Source organism: Mycobacterium sp. 1164985.4 (genome assembly GCF_001668575.1).
Classification (GTDB): Bacteria; Actinomycetota; Actinomycetes; order Mycobacteriales; family Mycobacteriaceae; genus Mycobacterium.
The window spans coordinates 37,995-63,216 of record NZ_LZMD01000085.1; the positions used below are offsets into that span (position 1 = coordinate 37,995).

At 66.8% G+C, this 25,222-nt stretch carries 22 protein-coding genes and 1 pseudogene; 14 read left to right on the forward strand and 9 right to left on the reverse strand.

Going from position 1 to position 25,222, the window contains the following annotated elements; translation table 11 throughout:
- Positions 1–18 precede the first annotated feature (18 nt).
- Positions 19–1,326: pseudogene (locus tag A5650_RS18770) on the forward strand (adenylate/guanylate cyclase domain-containing protein).
- Positions 1,327–1,366: 40 nt separating this feature from the next.
- Here the strand turns inward: A5650_RS18770 and A5650_RS18775 are convergent.
- Positions 1,367–2,161 (reverse strand): SDR family NAD(P)-dependent oxidoreductase, encoded by a 795-nt coding sequence (locus A5650_RS18775; protein WP_067294802.1) that lies wholly within the window; start codon positions 2,159–2,161, stop codon positions 1,367–1,369.
- A gap of 486 nt (positions 2,162–2,647) precedes the next feature.
- On the opposite strand from A5650_RS18775, the gene A5650_RS18780 reads away from it, so the two are divergent.
- Positions 2,648–3,967: an adenylate/guanylate cyclase domain-containing protein gene (locus A5650_RS18780; protein WP_067294806.1), complete on the forward strand. Its 1,320-nt coding sequence runs from the start codon at positions 2,648–2,650 to the stop codon at positions 3,965–3,967.
- A gap of 11 nt (positions 3,968–3,978) precedes the next feature.
- Here A5650_RS18780 and A5650_RS18785 read toward each other — a convergent pair whose 3' ends face one another.
- Positions 3,979–4,632, reverse strand: coding sequence for an alpha/beta fold hydrolase (locus A5650_RS18785; protein ID WP_156744195.1), 654 nt, complete (start codon positions 4,630–4,632; stop codon positions 3,979–3,981).
- 610 nt (positions 4,633–5,242) lie between these two features.
- Positions 5,243–6,727, reverse strand: a complete 1,485-nt coding sequence (locus A5650_RS18790; RefSeq protein ID WP_067294814.1) for an HNH endonuclease signature motif containing protein — start codon at positions 6,725–6,727, stop codon at positions 5,243–5,245.
- Positions 6,728–6,871: 144 nt separating this feature from the next.
- Here A5650_RS18790 and A5650_RS18795 point away from each other — a divergent pair, with 144 nt between their 5' ends.
- Both A5650_RS18795 and A5650_RS18800 read left to right on the forward strand, forming a co-directional pair.
- Positions 6,872–10,165 carry an error-prone DNA polymerase gene (locus A5650_RS18795; RefSeq protein WP_067294817.1) on the forward strand — a complete coding sequence of 1,098 codons (3,294 nt, stop codon included), beginning with the start codon at positions 6,872–6,874 and terminating at the stop codon, positions 10,163–10,165.
- Between the two features lie 17 nt (positions 10,166–10,182).
- A complete protein-coding gene (locus tag A5650_RS18800) occupies positions 10,183–11,325 on the forward strand; it encodes a YbfB/YjiJ family MFS transporter (RefSeq protein ID WP_067294821.1) in 1,143 nt (380 codons plus the stop codon).
- On the opposite strand, the gene A5650_RS18805 is transcribed toward A5650_RS18800, so the two are convergent.
- Complete coding sequence (locus tag A5650_RS18805; protein WP_067294826.1) at positions 11,322–11,738, reverse strand: TIGR03667 family PPOX class F420-dependent oxidoreductase; 417 nt, start codon at positions 11,736–11,738, stop codon at positions 11,322–11,324. The two genes, A5650_RS18800 and A5650_RS18805, sit on opposite strands and share 4 nt — an antisense overlap.
- Before the next feature lie 22 nt (positions 11,739–11,760).
- Between A5650_RS18805 and A5650_RS18810 the strand changes: the two genes are divergently transcribed.
- A complete protein-coding gene (locus A5650_RS18810) occupies positions 11,761–12,408 on the forward strand; it encodes a nitroreductase family protein (protein WP_067294830.1) in 648 nt (215 codons plus the stop codon).
- Here the strand turns inward: A5650_RS18810 and A5650_RS18815 are convergent, their stop codons facing one another.
- Both A5650_RS18815 and A5650_RS18820 read right to left on the reverse strand, forming a co-directional pair.
- Entirely contained in the window at positions 12,409–12,873 is a 465-nt protein-coding gene (locus tag A5650_RS18815) for a tRNA (cytidine(34)-2'-O)-methyltransferase (RefSeq protein WP_067294834.1), read from the reverse strand. It abuts the gene before it with no gap.
- 8 nt (positions 12,874–12,881) lie between these two features.
- A complete protein-coding gene (locus tag A5650_RS18820) occupies positions 12,882–13,562 on the reverse strand; it encodes an alpha/beta hydrolase (protein WP_067294838.1) in 681 nt (226 codons plus the stop codon).
- Positions 13,563–13,684: 122 nt separating this feature from the next.
- Here A5650_RS18820 and A5650_RS18825 point away from each other — a divergent pair, with 122 nt between their 5' ends.
- From A5650_RS18825 to A5650_RS18855, 7 genes are all read left to right on the forward strand, one after another.
- Entirely contained in the window at positions 13,685–14,290 is a 606-nt protein-coding gene (locus A5650_RS18825) for a class I SAM-dependent methyltransferase (protein ID WP_067294841.1), read from the forward strand.
- A gap of 253 nt (positions 14,291–14,543) precedes the next feature.
- A complete protein-coding gene (locus A5650_RS18830; RefSeq protein ID WP_067294845.1) occupies positions 14,544–17,066 on the forward strand; it encodes a HAMP domain-containing sensor histidine kinase in 2,523 nt (840 codons plus the stop codon).
- Positions 17,063–17,482: a roadblock/LC7 domain-containing protein gene (locus A5650_RS18835; protein ID WP_067294849.1), complete on the forward strand. Its 420-nt coding sequence runs from the start codon at positions 17,063–17,065 to the stop codon at positions 17,480–17,482. Before A5650_RS18830 ends, A5650_RS18835 begins: the two co-directional genes overlap by 4 nt.
- Positions 17,483–17,489: 7 nt before the next feature.
- Positions 17,490–17,861, forward strand: coding sequence for a DUF742 domain-containing protein (locus tag A5650_RS18840; protein WP_067294852.1), 372 nt, complete (start codon positions 17,490–17,492; stop codon positions 17,859–17,861).
- A complete protein-coding gene (locus A5650_RS18845; RefSeq protein ID WP_067294855.1) occupies positions 17,842–18,411 on the forward strand; it encodes a GTP-binding protein in 570 nt (189 codons plus the stop codon). Before A5650_RS18840 ends, A5650_RS18845 begins: the two co-directional genes overlap by 20 nt.
- Positions 18,412–18,415: 4 nt before the next feature.
- Positions 18,416–18,979 carry a pentapeptide repeat-containing protein gene (locus tag A5650_RS18850; protein ID WP_067294858.1) on the forward strand — a complete coding sequence of 188 codons (564 nt, stop codon included), beginning with the start codon at positions 18,416–18,418 and terminating at the stop codon, positions 18,977–18,979.
- 27 nt (positions 18,980–19,006) lie between these two features.
- Positions 19,007–19,858 (forward strand): pyridoxamine 5'-phosphate oxidase family protein, encoded by an 852-nt coding sequence (locus tag A5650_RS18855; protein WP_067294861.1) that lies wholly within the window; start codon positions 19,007–19,009, stop codon positions 19,856–19,858.
- On the opposite strand, the gene A5650_RS18860 is transcribed toward A5650_RS18855, so the two are convergent.
- Entirely contained in the window at positions 19,855–22,473 is a 2,619-nt protein-coding gene (locus A5650_RS18860) for an FHA domain-containing protein (RefSeq protein ID WP_067294865.1), read from the reverse strand. The genes A5650_RS18855 and A5650_RS18860 overlap by 4 nt on opposite strands.
- Positions 22,474–22,525: 52 nt before the next feature.
- Positions 22,526–22,921 (reverse strand): nuclear transport factor 2 family protein, encoded by a 396-nt coding sequence (locus tag A5650_RS18865; protein WP_067294868.1) that lies wholly within the window; start codon positions 22,919–22,921, stop codon positions 22,526–22,528.
- 49 nt (positions 22,922–22,970) lie between these two features.
- Between A5650_RS18865 and A5650_RS18870 the strand changes: the two genes are divergently transcribed.
- Positions 22,971–23,534 carry a TetR/AcrR family transcriptional regulator gene (locus A5650_RS18870; RefSeq protein WP_067294871.1) on the forward strand — a complete coding sequence of 188 codons (564 nt, stop codon included), beginning with the start codon at positions 22,971–22,973 and terminating at the stop codon, positions 23,532–23,534.
- A gap of 68 nt (positions 23,535–23,602) precedes the next feature.
- On the forward strand, positions 23,603–24,019 hold the full coding sequence (locus A5650_RS18875) for a hypothetical protein (protein ID WP_156744196.1): 417 nt from the start codon (positions 23,603–23,605) through the stop codon (positions 24,017–24,019).
- Here the strand turns inward: A5650_RS18875 and A5650_RS18880 are convergent.
- Entirely contained in the window at positions 23,986–25,209 is a 1,224-nt protein-coding gene (locus A5650_RS18880) for an NADH:flavin oxidoreductase (protein ID WP_067294878.1), read from the reverse strand. The genes A5650_RS18875 and A5650_RS18880 overlap by 34 nt on opposite strands.
- Positions 25,210–25,222 lie beyond the last annotated feature (13 nt).

Below are 25,222 nucleotides of genomic sequence, written 5' to 3' on the forward strand. Positions count from 1 at the left end.
GGAGATTGACTTCTGGCCATGTTCTCCGAGACGCGGTATGCGACGCACGGGGATCTGCGGCTTGCCTACCGCACGGCAGGCGATGGAGACCGCGAGATCGTCTTTGTGCCCAACTGGTTCACCAATTGCGAAGTGTTCCCTGAACTGCCCTCGGTACGAGACTGGATGGAGGCGATGTCCTCGCTCGGTCGACTGATTATTTTCGATCAGCCGGGAAGCTGAGCATCCGATCCCATTGAGCCAGGCGCACTGCCGACATTGGAGCAGTGGGCGGACAGCATCACAGCGGTTCTAGATGCATTGGGGATCGCCGAAGCGGCGTTGGTGGCGTACGCCGGCGCACTCCCACCAGCGGCCCTGTTCGCGGCAACGCATCCGGCACGCACAACTGCACTTGTGCTGGTTGAAAGCACCCCTGACGAGGCAGACCGCACCGATCTGATGGACGACATCGCAGAAACGGCCGTAGCGATGTGGGACACCGGCGAGATAGAACGCAGGCTCAATCCGGACATGCCGTGGAATGAGGAAATTCGGGCGGCGTGGGCGCGGCACGAGCGCCTGGCGGAAAGCCCTCGGATGGCCGAACTCATGTTGCCGCTTGTCGCAGAGGTGAGCGCACGTGCGATTCTTCCGACTGTCCGAGTACCGACGCTAGTCGTCCATCACAGCGACGATCCGCTACTCCCGCCGGAGAAGGGGCGGGAAGTGGCCGATTTGATCGTCGGGGCGAGGTTCGTAGAGATCCCGGGACGAAACTTCTATCACGTCGTCGAACCGTGGCGGGACTCCTTCAATGTGATCGCTGAATTCCTCACTGGTGCAAAGCCTGAGGTCGTTGATGACCGGGTGCTGGCGACCGTGTTGTTCACCGACATCGTCGACTCGACGCGGCTGGCCGCCGAAGTGGGCGACCGTGACTGGCACGCGTTACTCGACGCGCACGACGCCATCGTGCGATCACAACTCGCCCGTTTTCGCGGCCGCGAGGTGAACACCACGGGTGATGGATTCGTCGCAATGTTCGACGGTCCGCAGCGAGCCATCCGCTGCGCCATGGCGATTCGCGATGCTGTGCAGGCACTCGGAGTGCAGGTGCGCGCGGGCTTGCACACCGGTGAGTGCGAGTTGCGTGGCGACGACATCGGCGGTATCGCGGTGCATATCGGTGCTCGCGTGGCTGCCCTGGCGGGCCCGAACGACGTACTGGTGTCGAGCACTTTGCGCGATCTGGTGATCGGCTCGGGATTGGAGTTCGTGGAGCGCGGGGCACATCAACTGAAAGGCGTGCCGGGGGAATGGCGCCTGCTCGCCGCTGTCGATTAAGGGCTGATTGCGTTGGCGCGCAATGCGGCTGGAAAGCTGCTCAGCGGAGGTGACGCAGTCCGTCGGTCACCTGGTCGCCCCACGCAATAGAATCCTTTCGCCGCGCAAGGCGAGCCGCTAGTTCTGGCACCACGCCACCGAACCGTGCCATGATGCGAATCGGCAATTCGGCGGCATTTACTTCGCCCAGGTTCTTTTCGATGGCAGGGATGACACGCCGAGCGACGAAGTCGCACGAGGTACCTTTTGTGCCGGGCGTGGATGGAAGGCCCGCGTCGGCCAGGAGGCCCGCGTCCGTCATCGTTCCCGGGAACACCACCGATGCGCCTACTCCAGATCCGTGGAGATCCTGGCGAAGAGAACCGCAAAATCCGCGCAGCCCGGCCTTTGTGGCCGAATAGATTGGTACGCGGGCGCTCGGTAGCTTACCGGCGATCGATGAGATGTACACGAAATGCCCACGGCCGCGTTGCAGCATCCCGGGCAGCAGCTGCTGTGTCATCAGCATAGGTACTCGCAGGTTTACGTCGAGCGCGCGGTTCAGTTGTTCTGGCGTGAAGTCTTCAAGCTTCCCCGTGGCGGGTAATGCAGCGTTTGCGACCACGATGTCCGTGCTGGCCAGGCGAGCGGTCAGTTGCGCAACTTGGCGACTGTCGGCCAGATCGCAAACGAAGGACTCGGCACCATTGAACTGCGACGCCAGAGAGTTGAGGGCTTCTCCTCGCCTGTCGGTAAGTATCAGGCGGGCGCCACGGACGTGCAGGGCGCGGGCGATCGCCGCGCCGAGGCCGCCGGCAGCTCCTGTCACCACCGCTTCCGATCCCTTAATTTCCATACCCGCCTCCTCACCCTTTGACGAAGGACGGTAGACCTTTGTTGTTTGGCGAGGGCCCTTTCTGAAAGAACCTGCCGCAGACGGACGCTGCCGATGTGGCACTGCTTGATCCGGCCACAGCATCAGGGCTCGAGTTCGCGGATCGCGGGATACACCAATTGCCGTCGCCATTTAGAACGGCGGTGGCTTATTACGCCCGGCGGCGTAGGGCTGCTTGCGCTGACGCTGCGCGATGGCCGCGATGCAGTTCTGTCCGCGAGTTCGCCTGCGGCGCAGTACCTTCAAGCACCTACGGCGCCGCCATGCGGGTCGACGCCGCGCACACCCACGAGAACAGCCGCCTGTCACCGTATGGTTCGTGTACATCTGTCCGGCCCGTGAGCGCCAGTCGACGGTACCGTAGAACATTTCAGGAAAGTGCTTGTGAGCAGTGTAAACGTCGCCAATGGGCGCCGCTCGGCCTGTTCATCGGCTTAGACTTCCGCAATGTTCTCGGAGACGCGTTATGCAATGAACGGTGACCTGCGGGTCGCCTATCGCGCGTCGTCCCCTGGCGCTCGCGACATCGTGCTTGTCCCCGCTTGGTTCAGCAATAGTGAGGATGCCCCCGATCAGCCAGTCCTTCAAAGATGGCTCCAAGCGATAACGTCGCTCGGTCGCCTGATTATCTTCGACCAACCCGGCACCGGAGCGTCCGATTCCATCACCGGCGGCGCGCTGCCCACCGTGGAGCTATGGGCCGACAGCATCACAGCCGTCCTCGATGCTCTGGGGTGTCGCGAAGCGGTCCTGCTCGCACAGGTCGGCGCGGTCGCGACGGGTGCTCTGTATGCGGCGACACATCCGTCGCGAACCACTGCGCTGGTCGTGCTAGAGGGCTACGCGAATCCGATGACTGAGCGCACCGACGGGCCGACACCCGAGCAGATCACGGCCGCCATGGTCACCATGTGGGGAACCGGTGAGCATCTGCACTTGATGAATCCGGATATGCCGTGGAATGAGGAGATCCGCGCAGCGACTGCGCGTTGGGAACGTGGCGCAGCGAGTCCGGGGACCGTCGCACTCATGATGCCTTTGGTGGCCGAGATGGACGTACGGGCGTTGCTCCCTGCGGTCCGCGTCCCGACGCTCGTCGTCCATCACGCCGATGATCCGATCATCCTGCCCAAGTGGGGTAAGGAAGTCGCTGATCTCATTCCGGGCGCGAAATTTGTTAAACTGCCAGGGCGCAACGTCACACACTTTTATGAACCAGATTGGCGTGAGTCCTTCAAGGAGGTCGCCGAGTTCCTCACCGGCCAACCGACTGACGTAGCCGATGACCGCGTGCTGGCGACAGTGTTGTTCACCGACATCGTGGACTCGACGCGGCTGGCCGCCGAAGTGGGCGACCGTGACTGGCACGCGTTACTCGACGCGCACGACGCCATCGTGCGATCACAACTCGCCCGTTTTCGCGGCCGCGAGGTGAACACCACGGGTGATGGATTCGTCGCAATGTTCGACGGTCCGCAGCGAGCCATCCGCTGCGCCATGGCGATTCGCGATGCTGTGCAGGCACTCGGAGTGCAGGTGCGCGCGGGCTTGCACACCGGTGAGTGCGAGTTGCGTGGCGACGACATCGGCGGTATCGCGGTGCATATCGGCGCACGCGTGGCTGCCCTGGCGGGCCCGAACGACGTACTGGTGTCGAGCACTTTGCGCGATCTGGTGATCGGCTCGGGATTGGAGTTCGTGGAGCGTGGGGCACATCAACTGAAAGGCGTGCCGGGGGAATGGCGCCTGCTCGCCGTTGCCGATTAGGTCGAGGGCGCTCAGCGGGGCGCGAGGAAGTCGGACAGGTACCTGCCGACGATCTCGTTGGGGATCAGGTGATTGGCATCGACGAGTTCGATCCGCGCATCCGGGAGTTGCTGCTGGAGTCGGGCGGCGGTTTTCGGTCCGTTGTGTGCTATTTCGTTCTTGCCGATGATCGCGAGCACCGGGATTCGGGCGGACGCGATTCGATGCAGATCACAGTCGCTGCGCATCGGCCACGGCCTCGGTTCGGCATTTCCGAGGGACATCTTGAAATTCACTGCGCCAATGACGAACTGTTCCATGATCGTGTGCATCGGCTGCTCGCGAAGCAGTGGGCGCTGGTCCGGGTTTACTATGTCGTCGAGTAGTGACCACACGCGTCGTTCGTTGGGCCACACGGCGATGGTGGTGAGGCCGCGAAACAGAAAGCGCGGGCTCATACCTCCAGCGATGCCGACCGGGCACACGAGTGTCAACCGCTCGACCCGCTCAGGGAAGGCCATCGCAAAGTGGGTCGCTATCCAGGTCCCGCGTGAGGCGGCAACGATTCCGGCGCGTTGAATTCCCAGTGCCTGCAACGCTTCGTCGAGCCACGCCACGAGATCGTTGACGTTGGACGTCGGTCTGGTCGGAGCGCTCTTACCTACCTCGTCGATGGCGTCGAGCATCGTCACACTATGGGTGGCGGTCAGGATGGGCAGGAGCGGATCCAACTCGTTGAACTCGCGGACGAACCGTAAAGCGCGACCAGTGGAGGCTTAAATGGGTCACCGGCATGAAGCACGTGCGTGCGCCCGTATGAGGTCTTCGACGTCTGATTCCGTCACCGGGACGGCACTCCCGGCCGGGACCGCGTCGTAAAGCCGAACGTATGCGACGCGTGCGTCATCCGATCGAAATGCAGAGAGTGCGGCGACTCGCAAGGCTGGTGCAGCGGACGCGCTCGGATGCGGTGCGGATAACGTCGAGGTCGTGGGGGTTGGCGAATCGCGTTGTACCAACGGGCACAGCCCGCGAGCGCCAATGCCCTTGGGTTCAGTCGTTGTGCCCCTGTCGACGCTTTACCAGTGGGGCCGAAGCGAGGCGGAGGCCATGCACTTCGAGTTCGACAGTTTGTCGCGTTCGGCATCCGAATTGCAGTCAGGCGCAAAGCGGTTTGTGGACGGTGCGGGCCGACACGGCTCCAGGGCGTGATGGGGTCAATCCCGACGAAGTCCGCGCTGCCCTGGCAGCCACGTGGGGAACGGGGCGAGTACTGGGTTTACTTGCCGTCGCCACCTAGAACGGTGGTGGCTTATTGCGCTCGTCGGCGTAGGGCTGGTTGCGTTGACGCTCGGCTTCGATGGCCGCCGCGCGGTTCTGTTCGCGTGTTCGTTTGCGCCGCGGCATCTTCAAGCATCGAACCGCGTTGTCGAGCAGATCGACGCTCGGATCGATGACGGCGGGCGCGGTTTCCCGGCACAGCGACGGGAAAAGCAGCCTGCTGCCCGGATGGGTCGTGTACTTCTGTCCGGCGGGTGAGAGCCAGTCGACGCTTCCGTCGGGGTGTTGCCGATCGCGCCATCCGAGGAACGTCTTGTAGAGATGATGAGTTCTACACAGGCACTTGAGGTTCGACGCCTGCGTCGCTCCCCGCGGATACGGGACCGTGTGGTCGATGTCGCATTGAGTAGCGGGCCTGTCGCAGTTCGGGAAGCGGCACGTCAGATCGCGGCAGCGGACGAACCACGCCAGCGCCGACGAGGGAACCCGCCCCTTCTCCGGCGGCGCATCCCCGGGATGCCTAACGGGTCGGCGCTTGGCGACCGCCAGCTTGGCGGCCACGATCGGTGCCGGCACCACTCCGCGGCCCATCACAAACCCCGGCCCCGTCTCGGCCGCCCCACCGAGCGTGGGATCGTCGGCCTCGATCGGTTCGACGGGCTTGTCGCCGTCCAATTCGGCCGGGGTCGCGTCATCGAGCGTGTCCTCGCTCGCCACGACATGCACCACCACGCCGCCGACCGAGATGCCCGCCGACGGGCATTCTTTCGATCCGCACTCACACGGCAGCGTTTGGGCGCCGTCGAACGCGGCGGCGACGGCGTCGGCGCGACGCTGTTCGTGGGTGCGCGGGTCGCTTTCGCACACCGTGGCGGCCAACGCGTCGAGCCGTCGGTCGATGAACTCGCCGTGATGGGCGAACACCGTCGCTTCGACATACGCGACACCCGAGCCGTCCCCGCTGTCTTTGACCTCGATGTAGCGGCTGCGCGAACTGTTCTCGGCACGGCGCACCGCAGCGGGGTCGAAGCGGTCGACCCAGTAGTCGATCGCGTTGTGCATCTTCAGCACTGACAGTGCCGTCCATCCCTCGACATGCGCGGCGATCGCGGCGTCGACCTTGGCAAGCGCGTCACAGTCTTGGATCAGGTACGTCCGAAACACGATGGCGGCGACGATGCGGTAGGTGATGGTGCCGGTCAGAAACACCGCGTTCGTTCGAGGCAGCCGGTCGCGCAGGGCGATCGCGATCTCCAGTTGGGACGCCGCAACTCCGATCGACACCTGTTGGGCAGGGGCGATCTCAGCGGCGACGGCGGCGTAGTTGTCGATGATCCACTGCTCGCGATCGGCCGAACCGTCGGCGGCATACATCCGATCCAGCACGGCGACGGCCGCCGAGAGCCTGCGCGCGCACGCGGCATTCTCGATGCGCGCCCATGCACCGGCTGCTTCGGCACCTCTGGCGCCGTCGGCCGCCTCCACCAACTGATCGAACATATGAACGAATCTAGTCGACCCCACTGACATCGGAAAGGTTGTTTTGCCAGCCTGTGGATGAACCTGATGTTGGGGATAACCTGCGCTTTTGCCGAAATTTCGACCGATCAGTCGGTTCGAACACAGGTTCGATACACTGCACACATGGGCTGGCATCTCGGCCCGCCGAGCTGGGCGGAAATGGAGCGGGTGCTCAACGGTAAACCGCGCCGTGCGGGCTGGCCGATCGACGAGCAGATCGGCGACGGTGGCGACAGCCCGGCCTGGTCCAGCAAGCGGGGGGAGTACCAACCGCTCGACGTCGAGCGGCCCACATCGACGGTGCCCTACGCCGAACTGCACACCCATTCGGCGTACAGCTTCCTCGACGGCGCCAGCACCCCGGAGGAACTGGTCGAGGAAGCGGTCCGGCTCGACCTGCGGGCGATTGCGCTCACCGACCACGACGGTCTCTACGGTGTGGTGCGCTTCGCCGAGGCCGCCAAGGAACTCGACATGTCGACGGTGTTCGGCGCCGAACTGTCCCTTGGCGGTGGCGACCGGACCGAAGACCCCGACCCGCCCGGCCCGCACCTGCTGGTGCTGGCGCGCGGGCCCGAGGGTTACCGGCGGCTGTCACGCGAACTCGCGAAGGCGCACCTGGCCGGCGGCGAGAAGGGCAAACTGCAATACGACTACGACGCATTGACCGAAGCGGCCGGCGGACACTGGCATATCCTCACCGGCTGCCGCAAAGGGCATGTCCGGCAAGCGCTTTCCGAAGGTGGGCCCGAAGCGGCAAGTCAAGCGCTCGCCGATCTCGTCGACCGCTTCGGCCGCGACCGGGTCAGCGTCGAGCTCACCCACCACGGGTATCCCTGCGACGACGAACGCAACGCCATCCTGGCCGAGCTGGCACCCCGGTTCGGCCTGAGCGTGGTCGCGACCACCGCCGCCCATTTCGCCGAACCCTCGCGGGGTCGACTGGCCATGGCGATGGGTGCGATCCGCGCCCGTCACTCGATGGACGAAGCCGCCGGATACCTTGCGCCGTTGGGCGGTTCGCATCTGCGATCCGGTGCGGAGATGGCGCGGCTGTTCGCCGACCGGCCCGAGGTGGTGACCGCCGCGGCCGAACTCGGCGAGCAGTGCGCGTTCGGGCTCGCCCTGATCGCACCGCAGCTACCGCCGTTCGACGTCCCCGAGGGCCACACCGAGGACAGTTGGCTGCGCCACCTGGTCATGACGGGGGCCCGCAACAGGTACGGCCCGCCTCAGCGGGCGCCCCGGGCATACGCACAGATCGAACACGAGCTGAAAGTCATTGAGCAGCTGACGTTTCCCGGCTACTTCCTGGTGGTCCACGACATCACCCGATTCTGCAAGGAGAACGGCATCCTGGCGCAGGGCAGGGGATCGGCGGCCAACTCCGCGGTCTGTTACGCGCTCGGTGTCACCAACGTGGACCCGGTCGCCAACGAGCTGCTGTTCGAACGGTTCCTGTCGCCGGCGCGCGACGGCCCACCGGACATCGACATCGACATCGAATCGGATCTGCGGGAGAAGGCCATTCAGTACGTCTACGACCGCTACGGTCGCGACTACGCCGCCCAGGTGGCCAACGTCATCACCTACCGCGGCCGCAGCGCCGTGCGCGATATGGCCCGTGCGCTGGGCTTCTCACAAGGTCAGCAGGACGCCTGGAGCAAGCAGCTCGGCCAGTGGGGCAACCTTGCCGAGGCGCCCCACACCGAAGACATTCCCGAGCAGGTCATCGACCTGGCCAAGCAGATCTCCAACCTGCCCCGGCACATGGGCATCCACTCCGGTGGCATGGTCATCTGCGACCGGCCCATCGCCGACGTGTGCCCGGTCGAATGGGCCCGCATGGAGAACCGCAGCGTCCTGCAGTGGGACAAGGACGATTGCGCGGCAATCGGTTTGGTGAAGTTCGACATGCTCGGCCTCGGCATGCTCTCGGCGCTGCACTACTGCATCGACCTGGTGCGCGAACACAAGGGCATCGAAGTCGACCTGGCGAAGCTGGACCTGTCCGAGCCTGCCGTGTACGAGATGCTGCAGAAGGCCGATTCCGTCGGGGTGTTCCAGGTGGAGTCGCGCGCCCAAATGGCCACACTGCCACGGCTCAAGCCCCGCGTGTTCTACGACCTGGTCGTCGAGGTCGCGCTGATCCGGCCCGGCCCGATCCAGGGCGGGTCGGTGCACCCGTATATCAAGCGCCGCAACGGCGAAGAGGCCGTCACCTACGACCACCCGTCGATGGAACCGGCCTTGCACAAGACGTTGGGGGTGCCGCTGTTCCAGGAACAGCTCATGCAGCTCGCCGTGGACTGCGCGGGTTTCTCCGCCGCCGAGGCCGACCAGCTGCGCCGCGCGATGGGATCCAAGCGATCGACCGAACGGATGCGCCGGCTGCGGGGCAGGTTCTACGACGGTATGCGTCAGCGCCACGGCATCACCGGCGAGACCGCCGACCGCATCTACGAAAAACTGGAGGCCTTCGCGAATTTCGGCTTCCCCGAGAGCCACTCGTTGAGCTTCGCTTCGCTGGTGTTCTACTCGTCGTGGTTCAAGCTGCATCACCCGGCCGCGTTCTGCGCCGCGCTGCTGCGGGCACAGCCGATGGGCTTCTACTCGCCGCAGACCCTGGTGGCCGACGCCCGCCGCCACGGTGTGCTCGTGCACGGCCCCGACGTCAACGCCAGCCTGGCGCACGCGACCTTGGAAGACACCGGGAACGCGGTCAGATTGGGGCTCGGCGCCGTTCGGCACATCGGCGACGAACTGGCCGAGCAGCTCGTCGAGGAGCGAAACACCAACGGCGCGTTCGCTTCCCTGTTGGATCTGACTCAGCGGGTGCAACTGTCCGTGCCGCAGACCGAGGCGCTGGCCACTGCGGGGGCACTGGGCTGCTTCGGCATCACCCGGCGTGAAGGGTTGTGGGCTGCGGGCGCGGCCGCCACTCAGCGACCCGACCGGTTGCCGGGAGTGGGCGCGTCGTCGCACGTTCCCTCGCTGCCCGGCATGACCGACCTCGAGCTCGCCGCGGCCGACGTGTGGGCCACCGGGGTATCGCCCGACAGCTACCCGACCCAGTTCCTCCGTGAGGACCTCGACGCCCTCGGTGTCATCCCTGCAAACCAGCTGCTCGACGTCCCCGACGGCTCCCGGGTGTTGGTGGCCGGGGCCGTGACGCACCGGCAGCGACCAGCGACCGCCCAGGGCGCCACCTTCCTCAACCTCGAGGACGAGACCGGGATGGTCAACGTCATCTGCTCGCGCGGGGTGTGGGCGCGGCACCGCAAGTTGGCGCAGACTGCTCCGGCGCTGTTGGTCCGCGGTCAGGTGCAGAACGCCACCGGGGCCGTCACCGTCGTCGCCGAGCGGATGGGCAAGCTCACCTTGGCGGTCGGCTCCAAGTCTCGCGACTTCCGCTAGCCCGCTACGGTTGAGCGGTGCGGCGACCCCTCTACCTCCTCGTCGGTGCGGGCACCGCACTGATCGCCTGCTGTTACGGGTTCGGGCGCTTCTCCTACGGACTGTTCGGGCCGGTGTTCGGCGAGACCTTCGGTCTGAGCCCCACCATCGCAGGCGTGATCGGCGCGGGAAGCTACATCGGCTACTGCGCCGCGATCACCGCCAGCCTGCTGCTCACCGACCGCGTCGGGCCGCGTGGTGTTGCGGTTGCCGCCGGAGTGGTTGCCACACTGGGCATTTCGATCATTGCACTGGCGCCGTCGGCATGGGTTCTGGCGATCGGAGTGCTGGTCGCCGGCTGCAGCACCGGGATCGTTTCCCCGCCACTGGCCGCCGCGGTCGCTCAACACGTGCCGCCGAGCACGGCGGACCGCGCCCAAACCGTTGTCAACGGCGGCACGGGAATCGGTGTGCTGCTTTCGGCGCCGATCGCGCTGCTGTTGCTGAGCCACTGGCGCGCGGCGTGGATGGTGTACGCGCTGGTGTCGGCGGCCGTGACGCTATGGGTGTCCCTGGCTGTACCCCGCTCCTCGCAGCGCGCGGCCAAACGCGTCGATCCGTTCTGGCGCCCAGGCACTTTCGGCTTGTTGCTGGCGTCGGTGCTGACGGGTGTGGGCAGTGTCGCGGTGTGGACGTTCGGTCGCGACCTGATCACTTCTGTCGGCGGGGCCGACGCCACCCGGTCGTCGGTGCTGTGGATCGTCATCGGCGCGGCGGGCATCGCCGGGGCACTCGCGGGCGACGCGGTACAGCGGATCGGCCTGCAGTGGGCTTGGGTGGCTGCGACCGTAACGATGGCCGCGGCGACGGTGTTGTTGGCCGTCGCCCCATCCCACCTCGGCGCAATCGTCGTGGCCGCGGCGCTGTTCGGTGGCGCGTACATCGCGTTGACGGGTCTGGTGTTGCTGTGGAGCGCACGGCTGTATCCCGACAGCACATCGACGGGCGTCGGGCTGTCGTTCTTCACGCTCGCGGCCGGACAAGCACTCGGCGCGCCCGTGGCCGGCGCGCTCGTCGACATGGTGGGCGGCAGAGCCGCATTCGTGGCGATCGCCGCGGTCGGCCTGTGTGCGCTCGCGGTGCGCCCGGTGAGAACAGCGGCCGTGTACGCGACGCGTTAACCCTCGGTGGGCGTCGTCCAGACCTTGTCGACGCTGATCTTCAGCCGCGTGTCGTAGGCGGCGAAAAACTCGTCGCTGAAACCGAGGCTGGCCGCGAACTTGCCGTATTTCGTTCGGTACCGCTCGTCGTGCAAGGGATTGGCGCCCTCCGCGTCGACCGTTGCGGTTCCGCCGACGACGATGATCCCGCCCCCGCTCCCGTCGGAGTCCAAGTTCAGGCTGACCCGTGGATGCGCCCGGACATGCCTGACCTTCGCCGCGCTCGGTTCCGTATAGACGAGCACGTCGGCCCCGTCGAAGTAGAACCACACCAGTTTCGGGACGGGTTGTCCCGACTTGGACACCGTCGTCAACCAGCCGTGCTTGTCGGACGAGAGCCTGTCGATGACCTCCTGGGTGAATTTGACTGCCATGAAGCGAATGTAGTCTCGGAAAATGACCTTGAACCTCTCCGCCGACGAAGTCCTCACCACCACCCGTTCGGTGCGCAAGCGGCTCGATTTCGACAAGCCGGTGCCGCGTGAGGTGCTGCTGGAATGTCTCGAGCTCGCCATCCAGGCGCCGACCGGATCGAACAGCCAGGCTTGGCAGTGGGTGTTCGTCGACGATCCCGAGAAGAAGAAGGCGCTCGCCGAGATCTACCGCAACAGCTGGAAGCTGTACCGCACGATGCCCGAACCCGAATACGCCGAGGGCGACAGCCGCGGAGAGCGGCGCCAGGCCGTGGTGTCGTCGGCCGAATACCTCGCCGAGAACATGGAAAGGGCGCCGTGGCTGCTGATCCCGTGCCTCGAGGGGCGGTGCGACGGTGTGCCCGGTGCCGTCAGCGCCAGCTTCTGGGGTTCACTGCTGCCCGCGGCGTGGAGTTACATGCTGGCGTTGCGCTCACGCGGACTCGGCTCCGCGTGGACCACACTGCATCTGCTCGGCGAGGGCGAGAAGCAGGCCGCCGACATACTCGGCATCCCGCACGACCAGTACAGCCAGGGTGGGCTCTTCCCGATCGCCTATACGAAGGGCACAGACTTCCGCCCGGCCAAGCGGTTGCCCGTCGAGCAGATCGCGCACTTCAACACGTGGTGATCAGATCGCGCCGCCGAACCCGTGCTGACGCCAGGCCTCGTACACCGCGACGGCGGCCGCGTTCGACAGATTCAGCGAGCGTCGGCCGCCCAGCATTGGTATGCGCAGTTGCGCGGTGATGTGCGGATCGGCCAGCGTCGTGTCGTCCAACCCTGTGGGCTCCGGCCCGAACATCAGCACGTCACCCGGCCGGTACGCGATGTCGGTGAACGACGTGGTCGCGTGCGCGGTGAACGCGAAGACCCGCTCGGGCGCCAAAGCGGACCACGCCGCGGCCAGGTCGCTGTGAACGGTTACCGAAGCCAGGTCGTGGTAGTCCAGTCCGGCCCGCCGCAGCTTCGGCTCGGACAGATCGAATCCCATCGGTTCCACCAGATGCAGTTCGCAGCCGGTCGCGGCCACCATCCGGATCGCGTTGCCCGTATTGGGCGCGATGCGCGGTGAAAAGAAGAGGACATGGAACATTCGACGGGTCAGATCCGTTCGAGCACATCGGCCAGCTCACGGGGCCGAGAAAGCTGCACCATGTGCCCGGCAGATATTCGAACGACGCGGTCGGCGTTCGCCGACCACGCTTCCTGCGCAGCCACCGAGTTCGCTGATTCCTGAGTGCAAATAACGTAAGTCGCCGAATGCGTCCGTTCTCGCGCCATGCTCGGAGAAGAATACGACGCAGCCGATTGAAGCACGAAGCGTGACAGAACCATCTGACTTCGATGGCGGTCAAGATCGGGGCAGAACGACTCCCAGGCCAGTTCAAAGTCATCGGTCATCTCCATCGCGCCGTCCTCTCGCCGGACAAACACGTTGGGTAGCACATCGCCGAGTTGGTTCAGGACTGACTGTCCGCGCTTCGGCCAGAGCGCAGTGAGGTACACGCTGTGCCGCACCTTGGGATGGTCGGCGAACTCGGTTATCACCATCCCACCGTACGAATGGCCAACCAGCACAAGAGGCTCAGCTGTAGTCATTAGCACCTGCCGTACATGATCGGCATCCGCGCTGAGGTCACCGAGCACTGCCGGATTGCTACCACCGCTCGGCAGTTGTTTCACGACGTGTACCCGGTGGCCACCGGCCCGCAGCTGCTCGGCTACGGCGTCCCAAACCCAGCCGCTGTTGAACGCGCCATGGACCAGCAGGTAGTCGCTCATGCCGGAATTTTGGGCTCATCATGGCTACGAGTTCTGACATTTCGTGAAGCCCAGCCACGCTTGGGGAACTCGCAACGCCGAGGGCGGGGAGAACGCTCCCGGGGCGAAGGGATAATGCTCGCATGGTCGCGGAAAGCCTCTGGATGCAGAAGGTGGCGGCCGACCCCGGCCACTCGCAGTGGTACATCGAGCGCTTCCGCGCCATGGCGCGCGCGGGCGACGACCTGGCGGGGGAGGCCCGTCTGGTCGACGCGATGGTGCCGCGCCGCGCGCACATCCTTGACGCCGGTTGCGGACCCGGCAGGCTGGGCGGCTACCTTGCCACCGTCGGACACCGCGTCGTCGGCGTCGACGTCGACCCCGCCCTGATCGAGGCCGCCGAACAGGACCACCCCGGCCCGCACTGGCTCGTCGGCGATCTCGCCGAACTCGACCTGCCCGCACGCGGCATCGCCGAACCGTTCGACGTGATCGTTTCGGCGGGCAACGTGATGACGTTCCTTGCCCCGAGCACCCGTGGCCTGGTGCTGTCTCGGCTGCGCGCGCACCTCAAGGACGACGGGCGGGCCGTGATCGGCTTCGGCGCCGGCCGCGACTACGCGTTCGACGACTTCCTCGACGACGCCTCGACCGCCGGATTCGCGCCCGACCTGCTGTTGTCCACGTGGGATCTGCGGCCGTTCACCGCCGAGTCCGACTTCATGGTGGCGCTCCTTCGCCCGGCGTAAACGGACGCCGCATCACGATCGGGTTCCGGTATTCGCTCGGTATCCTCACACCGCATTCCACCTGCGTTTATGGACTCTGTCCGTTCGGTAAGAACGGTGGATTCGGCCGCGCATCGCTGGCATACTCGTCCAATTGCCAGGGCCGGAATGCGCCCGCCGGGAGGGCATATCACGAGAAATCAGTGGGAAGTCTGATGCATGACGCGCCGACGCTGACGTTGAAACCACCGGCCCAGCGAGCGGGCGTGCGCCGATGAGCGCACTGATCGATTTCGACCGCAAACCGGAGCCACCCGTCAAGAAGCCCTCGCGGTGGGCGCTGTCCAACTGGCCTGTCCGGTGGAAAGTGCTCGCGATCGTGCTGGTGCCGCTGATCGTCGCCGCGACGTTCGGCGGCCTGCGCATCCGCGCCGACGTGACCGCGGAATCCGATCTGCGCCGCGCCGCCGACCGCGCCGAGATGGTGCCCGCGATCGAGGGCTACATGGCGGCGCTGGAAGGCACGATGCTCGCCGGCTCGACAGGCGGCGACATCCAGACGGCGTTGACGCGCTACGACGACAGCCGCCGGAATCTGCAGCGCCGCCTCGACGACACCGACGTCGCGCCCGACGTCCGCCAGGCCATCACCACGATGACCAACGGCGGCCAGATCCTGGTGGAGAAGGTCGCCGCGAACAGTATCGGGTTGCGTGACACCATCCAGGCGTACGCGTTGCTGCTGCTGCCGGCCGAAGATGCGGTGACCGGCTCGGTCCGCGTCGACGACGAACGCATCCGCGCGGAGACCGTCGGCCTGGCCCGCGCGATCGGGGCGCGCGGCCAGATGACGATGCAGACACTCGCGCTGACCCGCGGCGCCGAGCTGCCCGAGCCGGAGTTGAGGACCGCGGTGATCGCGCTGGCCGGCACCGAGCCGTCGACGCTGTTCGGGATGAACCAGGTGCTCGGGGTCGGATCGCCGGACGCGCAGAAGTTGCAGGCCGAGTTCGTCAAGCGGATGGCGTTGATGACCGACCTGGCGGTGCCGCTGGTGAACAACCCCGAGTTGCTGGCGTCGGTGGCCGCCACCGAGCAGATCGCGCGCGAGGTCATCGAGCGCACGACGCCGGCGGTCACCTCGGCCGTCCAGGACCGTGCCGATGCGCAGCGCACCACGCTGATCCGCGACGCGATCATCGTCGGCGTGGCGCTGCTGCTCGCCCTGATCATCGTGGCGCTGGTGGCGCGCAGCCTGGTGCTCCCCTTGCGACGTCTGCGCGACAGCGCTCTCAAGGTCGCCCACGAGGACCTGAGCGCGGAGATCGAGCGGGTGCGCGCCGGCGGTGACGCCTCGCAGATCACGCCTATCCCGGTGCACACCACCGAAGAGGTGGGTCAGGTCGCGCATGCCGTCGACGAATTGCACGAGCAGGCCGTGTTCCTCGCCGCCGAACAGTCGCGGTTGCAGCTGCAGATCGGCGACATGTTCGAGACTCTGTCGCGGCGCAGCCGCTCGCTGGTCGACCAACAGCTGGCGCTGATCGACCGGCTGGAACGCAACGAGGAGGATCCCGAGCGACTGGAGAGCCTGTTCCGGCTGGATCACCTGGCCGCTCGGATGCGCCGCAACGGCGCGAACCTGTTGGTGCTGTCGGGCGCGAAAGTGCCTCGCGAACAAGCCGAACCGGTCCCGGTGTCGGCGGTGATCAACGCCGCGGCGTCCGAGGTCGAGGACTACACGCGAGTGGTGATCGCGACGGTGCCCGACAGCGAGGTCAGCGGAGCCGTCGCCGGCGATCTGGTGCATCTGCTGGCCGAGCTGCTGGACAACGCGCTGCGGTATTCGCCACCGATCTCGCAGGTGCGGGTGTCTGCCGTGCACACCGCCAACGGCGGGCTGGTCATCGAGGTGAGCGACATCGGCCTCGGCATGACCGAGTCGGATCTGCGGGTCGCCAACACCCGCCTACAGTCCGGCGGTCAGGTGGACCCGTACACCGCCCGGCATATGGGGTTGTTCGTGGTGGGTCGCCTCGCCGCCCAGCACGGGCTGGTGGTCCGGCTGCGTTCGACGATCGGCGGCGAACCGGATTCGGGCACCGCCGCGGGGGTTTACGTGCCGACGGAGTTGCTCCGGCGGCCCGGGGAACCGCATCAGTACAGCGCGCCCGAGTACGCGACACCCGCCGACGCTCATGCCGGCATCGCGACGGCGCTAGCCCTCGACGAGGAGCACGTCGAGCGCGAACTCGAGCCCGAGCCCGAGCAGGAACACCCGAACTTATCGGCGCTTCCGCAGCGCGATCCCGGCGCCAGCGGCATCGCGACCGTCTTCGACGAGGAACCGGACGAGCCCGAACCGGCCGCTCGGCCGACGGATACGTCCAGCTTCTTCGCTGCCCGCACCCAGGCGACGACGGAGGCCGATTCCGACGACTCGATCTACCAGAGCATGCTCTCCGAATGGCTGGTCGACCCGACCGAACTCGCCAACAGCGAGGACCTGAATTGGGAGTCGGTCTGGGACCACGGCTGGTCGGTCGCCGCCGCCGCCGACGAGGTGCCGGTCACCGACGTCACCGACGAGGGGCTCCCCGTGCGCACCCCCGGTGCCCGCCTCGTGCCCGGCGCCCCAGACACCGCAGAGGTAGCATCGGCGGCTGAGGTCGGCGCCGAACCGGGAGCCCCGCACCGCGATCCCGAAGCCGTTCGGGCCAGCATCAGCAGCCACTTCGGCGGGGTGCACGCCGCACGATCGCACGCACGAGAGACCAGAGGAACCGATACCGAATGACCCACGCGTCGCGATCAACGCAGCGTGACTCACTCGACTGGCTGGTGTCGAAATTCGCCCGCGAGGTGTCCGGGGTGACCCACGCCGTGCTGGTGTCCGCCGACGGGCTGCTGATGGCGGCCAGCGAGCACATTCCCACCGAACGCGCCGACCAACTCGCGGCCGTGGCATCCGGACTGGCCAGCCTTTCGACCGGCGCAGCGCAGCTGTTCGAGGGCGGTCACGTGCTGCAGTCGGTGGTCGAGATGGAGAACGGCTACCTGCTGCTCATGCGGGTCGGCGACGGCTCCAACCTGGCCACCCTGGCGGCGCGCAACTGCGATATCGGCCAGATCGGCTACGAGATGGCGGTGCTGGTCGAACGGGTGGGCACCGTCGTCCAGTCGGCGCGGCGACGCGCACCTGCGCGTTCGTGAGCCGCCCATGGACCAGTGGGATGGCGACGTCGCCGAAGAACCGAGCCTGGTCCGGCCGTACATCCTGACCGCGGGTCGCACCCATTCCCGGGTCCACCTCCCGCTGGAAGCGCCGATCGAGACGCTTGATTCGGCCAAGCCGCCGCGCTGGCCGGGGAACGACGCGCGCGGGCAGATCCTGGCGATGGGCGTCAACCACCCGTCCGTCGCCGAGATCGCCGCAAAGTTGTCGTTGCCGCTCGGCGTGGCGCGGGTGCTGATCGGGGATCTTGTGACGCAGGGTTATGTGGCGGTGCGCAGCACCCTGGGCGAGTCGAGCACCGTCGACGAGAAACGTGAGCTGATAGGAAGGACACTGCGTGGCCTCAAGGCACTCTGAGGAGCGCTCATCCGCAACGAAGATCGTCATCTCCGGCGGCTTCGGCGCCGGCAAGACGACGTTCGTCGGCGCGGTCTCCGAGATCATGCCGCTGCGGACCGAGGCCCTGGTGACCACTGCGTCGGCGGGCCTCGACGGACTGGAGGCCACACCGCAGAAGAACACCACGACGGTGGCGATGGACTTCGGCCGCATCACCCTGGCCGACGACCTGGTGTTGTACCTGTTCGGCACGCCCGGTCAGCGTCGGTTCTGGTTCATGTGGGACGACCTCGTCAGCGGGGCGATCGGGGCGATCGTCCTCGTCGACGTGCGTCGCCTGCAGGACAGCTTCGCCGCGGTCGACTTCTTCGAGGCGCGCAAACTGCCGTTCCTGATCGCGATCAACCAATTTGACGGTGCGCCAAGGCATCCGGTGTCAGCCGTGCGTAAGGCGCTGGCGTTGGCCGAGCATATTCCGGTGATCACCGTCGACGCGCGCGACCGTCAGTCCGCCAAGGCCGCGTTGATCGCGATCACCGAGTACGCGCTCGTCAGCCTGCCTGGTTGATCGAGTGCCTCCCGACGAAGCATCTTGGAACGACGAGGAATTCACCGGCCGCGACTTTCGCGACGACGACCTCAGCCGGTTGCGCACCCAACGCGTCGTGTTCGACGAATGCGACTTCCGCGGTGTCGACCTCACCGAATCCGAACACGAAGGCTCTGCCTTCCGTAACTGCCGGTTCGAACGAGCGACGCTGCACCACAGCATGTTTCGGCAGTGCAGCATGCTGGGGTCGGTCTTCACAGGCGCCCGGCTGCGGCCGTTGACGCTGGTCGACGTAGACCTGACACTGGCCGTCCTGGGCGGCTGCGACCTGCGCGGTGTTGACCTCGCCGGCTGTCGGATGCGCGAGGCCAGCCTGGTCGACGCCGATCTGCGCAAGGCGGTGCTGCGCGGCGCGGATCTGGCCGGCGCGCGGGTGCAGAACCTCCGGCTGGACGACGCGGACCTGCGCGGCGCCCGAACCGATGCGTCGCTGTGGGCCACCGCGAGCGTCAAGGGCGTGAAGATCGACGTCGACCAGGCACTGGCCTACGCCGCCGCCCACGGCCCGAACATCCACGGGGAATAAGCACCGCGCACACGGGTTTCGTAGTGCATGAGTGCCGTCAGCCAGAACGGCTTCCACGAAGGCGAACTAGCCGTACAGGCGCGCGCCGGCGTCATGGCAGAGGCCGCGCGGCTGGGCAGGGGGATGCTGGCCGCGCCGGACCTGAACGGCAGCATCGGCATGTTTCTGTCAGTCCGGGAGTTCGCCGTCGTGACGGCCAGGGGAGACGACGGCCGACTATGGACATCCCCGTTGCACGCCCGGGCCGGCTTTCTCGAGGCGCACGATCGCACTCTTCGAATTGCGGTCCGGCCGGATCCCGGGGACCCGTTGCACGGCCTCGCCGCGGGCCAGCCGATCGGCATGCTGGCCATCGACTTCGCCTCGCGCCGACGCGTCCGGGTCAACGGCATCGTCAGCGACGTGACCGCCGACGGCCTGACCGTCGACGTCGACCAGGCGTTCGGCAACTGCCCGAGATACATCCAGCCGCGCGATCTTTCCCCCGTGCAACCGTCTGCGCCGCCGCACGGGTACATCCGCTCGGACAAGCTGCAACCGTCACAGACGGCGCTCATCACCCGGGCGGACACGTTCTTCCTCGGCACCGAGCATCCGACCCGCGGCGTCGACGCGTCGCACCGGGGCGGCCCACCGGGTTTCGTCAGGGTCGAGGGCAGCCGGCTGTGGTGGCCCGACTATCCCGGAAACAACATGTTCAACAGCCTGGGCAACATCGCGGTCGATCCCGCGGCGGCCGTTCTGTTCATCGACTTCACGACCGGTGCCACCGTTGCGATCTCGGGCACCGCGGCGGTGGCGTGGCCCGATGATGACGACGGGACCGATCGGGGCGTGACGTTCACCGCCGAGGCCGTCGTCTCCGGCACGCTGCGCTAGCTGCTGCTCAGCCGGATCCGCCAGCGCACGAACGTCGTATAGCCGACACAGATGAGCGCGAGCATGGCCATGTCGAAGAGCCATGTCCCGGACGTGTGGTCCCAGTGCCGGTCGTTGGGTGTCAGCGGGCCCGGCACCAGCCGGATGAGGTCGATGGTCGAGGCGGACGCCGCGAAACCCCAACGGGCAGGCGTGAACCAGGACATCTGATCGAGCACGATCCGGTCCGTCACCGGGATCATGCCGCCCGAGAACACCAGCTGCGACATGATCGCGACGACCAGCAGCGGCATGATCTGTTCGTTGGATCTGGCCAACGCCGAGAGCGCCAACCCGACCATCGCCGCGGCCACCGTCGTCACCGCGATGTCGACGAACAACTCGATGCTGCGGTTACCGAGCAGCGAGCCGCTGTCCACCGCGCCGGGGCCCCAGCCCTTGCCGATGATCGCGATCACCGTGACGATCGCCGACTGCACGATCGCGAACAGCGTGAACACGAACACCTTCGCCAAAAGGTATGCGGTGGTGGACAATCCGACGGCCTGCTCGCGACGGAAGATCGCCCGCTCACCGATCAGTGCCCGAATGGTCAGCGCCGTGCCCATGAAAATGGCGCCGACGTTGAGCATGACCAGGATCTGACCCGGCTCGTTGGGTGCGGCACCGCCCTGCATCGCGGGCACCGGGACACCGAACCCGACGTCACCGGGCACCGAGAGCGACAGCACGCCCATGATGAACGGCAGCAGCATCAGGAACGCGAAGTAGCCGCGATCGGAGATCACCAGTCGCACCTGGCGCCGCGCGATCGTCGAGAACTGTCGCCGCACGCTCGTACTGGTGGGGCTGCCCAGATCGGACGGCTCCTCGGTGGGTGGCGCCGGCGGTGGGGGCCCGTGCTGAGACAGGAAGCGCTGGTTGGCTGCGTCGGGATCGCTGGCCACGCTGCTGAAGATGTCGGCCCAGTTGGTCGTGCCCATCGACGGGCCGATTTGGCTGGGCGGGCCGTAGAACGCGGTCTTACCGCCCGGCGCCAGCAGGAGCACCGAGTCGCAGACGTCGAGGTAGGTCAGCGAGTGCGTGACGACCAGCACGACGCGGCCGGCGTCGGCCAACTGCCGCAGCATCGTCATGACCTGGCGGTCCAGGGCGGGGTCCAGGCCCGACGTCGGCTCGTCGAGGATCAGCAGCGACGGGCCCGTCAGCAGTTCGAGCGCCACCGAGGCCCGCTTGCGCTGGCCGCCGGAGAGCTTGTCGACACGGGTCTCCAGATGCTTGGTCATCTCGAGTTCCTCGAGCACCTGCATGACGACCTGTTCGCGGTCCGCCTTCGTGGTGTCCGGCGGCAGGCGCAGTTCCGCGGCGTACATCAGCGCCTGGCGCACGGTCAGCTGACCATGGACGACGTCGTCCTGCGGCACCATCCCGATTCTCGAGCGCAGCGAGGCGTACTCGGCGTGCACGTTGTGACCCTCGAACGTCACCGTGCCCGTCGTCGGATGGGTATAGCCCGCGACCAATCGCGCGAACGTCGACTTGCCTGCGCCCGAAGGGCCGATCACGGCGGTCAGGGTGCCGGGCCGCGCGGCGATCGAGATGTTGTTCAGCAGCGTCTTGTTGTTCTCGATGGTCCACGTGACGCCGTGCACCTCGAGCCCGCCGGTGCGGGTCGCGGCCTCGGTCTCGGTGCGACGGACCAGCGTGCCGTCCGAGAAGACGAGGTCGATGTTGCCGATCGTGACCGTGTCGCCCTCGCGAAGCAGCGCCGACTCGACCCGTGCACCGTTGACGAACGTGCCGTTGATGCTGCGGTTGTCGACGATCTCGGTCCCGTCGGCCGTCGGCACCAGGGTGGCGTGGTGACGCGACGCCAGCACATCGGGCACGACGATGTCGTTGTCGGTGGCGCGCCCGATCTTGACCGCGCCGGGCACGTTGTCGGTAGGCCGGCTTCCGGGCCGCAGGATCCTGAGCATGCTCGTGGCGAGGTTGCTTTCGCTCGAGCGCGGCGCGGCCGTCGGGCCCATCATCGTCGCCGACTCGAGCGCAGGTGAGGACATGGGCTGCCGCGCGGGCCGCTGGGGGCTCGTATACGCAGCCGGCTGCGGCGTGCTCGGATACCGCGGCGGGGGAGGCGCACTCGGATAGGTCGGTGGCTGACGCCCCTGACCCGGCGGTGGCCCGTACGGCCGCCCGGTGTGGGGACCCGAGACATGCGGCGGCGGAGCCGTGGGGTAGTTGCCCGTCGGCCGGTTGTTGGCGATCGGCACGGCCACCGTCGGTGTGCGGCCCACCGCACCCTGGTGGCGGCCGACCTCGAACGTCAGCCGCGGACCGTCGGGATTGCCGATGTTGACCGTCTGACCGTCGGAGATGTCGACCGCCGGGACGCGGCGGTTGTTGACGAACATCCCGTTGAGGCTGCCGTTGTCGATCGCGACCCAGCGGCCCTGATCGAAGCGCAACACCAAATGCGCACGCGAGATAAGGGGGTGGGCGATACGAACGTCGGCGCGGAGGTCACGGCCGACGACGACGTCATTTCCCGCCGCGAAGGTCCGGGTCGATCCGTCGTACCGAACGGTCAGCGCGGGTGGGGCGGGTCGGCTCATCGACGCCAACTCTAACGGTAGGGACGTCGGAGGCGGAGGTCCGACTACGCGGTCACGGCCGGGGAATGTTCCACCTTGCGGTGTCGGTGATCTGATGCAGCGCCGCGATGCGGTCCTCGCGTGTGGTGATGACGTGTGCGAACGCTGCGTCGACGGTGCTTCGGCAGTCTTGGGCGGGACCCCAGTACCGGCCGATGACCACGACGCGATCGTCGTCGACCGCCAGATACTCGGACGGGTCGACGTGCATGTCGTACAGCGCTCCGATGCGGCCCCAGACCCCGGCGATCATGTCGGCCGGACCGTGATGCCGTCCGCCGACACCGTGTGGCATGCCGGCGCTGACGGTGCCGATGAAATCGTCGGTCAACAATTGGAAGAGCGCTGGACCGTCGGCACGTGCGAGCGCGCCGTACAACCGCCGGGCGACGTCGATGGAAGTGGACACGACTACCTCCTTGAGTATTAGAGATTAGTCTCTATTATAGGCTGTGGCAATGCCGAGGCCCGCGCGCTTCAGCGCCGACGTTCTCCTGGACGCCGCCGCGGCACTGCTCGCCGAGCAGGGGCCCGCCGCGGTGACCGTGTCCGCGGTGGCGCGTGCGGCGGGGGCGCCGAGCGGGTCGATGTATCACCGGTTTTCGGGTCGGGCGGCGCTGTGCGGGGAACTGTGGATGCGCACCGAGGAGCGTTTCGGTGAAGGGTTCGCGGCGGCGCTGAATGGTCCGGGCGACACACGCGCGCGATGTGTTGCGGGCGCCCGTCACACGGTCCAATGGTGTCGCGACCACCGCACCGAGGCGGCGGTTCTGCTCGCGGGTGCCGATGCGCTGTGCGCCGCCGAGTGGCCCCCCGAGTTGCACGAAAGAAGGCGCCGCCTGCACCGGCGCTTGCGGCGCCTGCTGTCCGGACTGCACGCCGACGGCGACCGGGTGAACGCGGCGGTGATCGACATCCCCTATGCCGTCGTGCGCCGACACCTGCTGGCGGGGACGGCGATTCCGGCAAGCGCGGATGCGATCGTCACCGAGTGCGCCGAGGCCCTCGTACCGGGCGACTGACGAAAGTTTGCCGGTCATCCGGCGAGTCGCGCGCGGTTGGTGGTGAAACGTGGTCACCATAGGGCATGGTGTCTCGGGCGCCTTTCGTGGTCGTCGGCATTGCTGGGCTTTGCCTCGCCGCGGCGTTCCTGGCGCCGACGGTCGACGCGCAGAGCGCGATCGCCATCGACGACCGCGGGTTCGTCGATTCGAAGGCCCGGTGCGAGGCGCCGTGGCAGCCAGTGGCTTTCGGCCGCACCCAGTTCGCGCTCGTGGCGATCTGCGAGCGGGGTGGCAGCCACGAGTACCGCGGTGTGCGGATGAAGGACGGCCTGGTGCTGACCGCCCCGGCGATCGAAAAGACCGACGGGGTGTTCACCGCCGAGAACGACGGAGCCACCTATACGTTCTCGGCGAAGGAACTCGTCGTGAGCGCGGACGACCGAGTGTTGGTCACCGAACCGATGGTGGCCTACGTCGAACCGCGGCCCGCCGTCGACGGCTGATAGTTGTCTGGCGCCCCCGTCAGCACGCAATGGGTGTGGCTGTAGATCGTCGGCATGCACTTGTTGCAGTGATCGCAGATCGACCGCACCGAGCTGTCCGCCTGGATGCGGTTCAGCAGATCCGGTTCGGCCAGCAGAGCGCGGCCCATTGCCACGAAGTCGAAGCCTTCGGCCATCGCCAGGTCCATCGTTTCGCGATTGGTGATGCCGCCCAACAGGATCAGCGGCAGCTTCAGCTCGGCGCGGAACTGCCGGGCATGGCGTAACAGGAACGCCTCGCGGTAGGGGTACTCGCGCAGGAACTTCTTGCCGGTCATCCGGATGCCCCACCGGATCGGCGGTTTGAAGGCGTTGGCGAACTCCTTGACCGGTGCATCGCCGTGGAACAGGTACATCGGGTTGACGAGCGAGCTACCCGCGGTCAGTTCGATGGCGTCCAATCCGCCGTCCTCTTCCAGCCACTTCGCTGTCTGCAACGCCTCCTCGACGGTGATGCCACCGCGCACGCCGTCGGACATGGTGAGCTTGGCCGTCACCGCGATCGGGTTGCCCTTCTTTGCGACGGCCTGGCGCACGGCCCGAACGACGCCGCGCGCGACCTTGGCCCGATTCTCCAGCGAGCCGCCGAACTCATCGGTGCGGCGGTTGAGCAGCGGACTCAGGAACGAGCTGGCGAGGTAGTTGTGGCCGAGGTGGATCTCGACCGCGTCGAACCCGGATTCGATCGCCAGGCACGCGGCGTTGGCGTGCGCCTCGGTGACCTCGCGGATGTCGTCGCGCGTGGCCTTCTTGGCGAACCGCATCGAGAGCGGGTTGAAGAAGCGCACCGGCGCCAGCGCCTTGGCCTTGTTGGTCCGTGCGTTGGCGACCGGTCCCGCGTGTCCGATCTGCGCGCTGATCGCCGCGCCCTCGGCGTGGATCGCTTCGGTCAGCCTCGTCAATCCCGGCACGGCCTCCGGCCGCATCCAGATCTGCCAGCCGTCGGTGCGTCCGCCGGGGGCCACCGCGCAGTAGGCGACCGTCGTCATGCCGACCCCGCCTGCGGCGGGCAGCCGGTGATAGTTGATCAACTCGTCGGTGACGAGCGCGTTCGGCGTCGATGCCTCGAACGTCGCCGCCTTGATGATCCGGTTGCGCAGCGTCACCGGGCCGAGTTTGGCCGGGGTGAACACATTGGGCTGAGTGTTCATAGAAAGCGAGCAT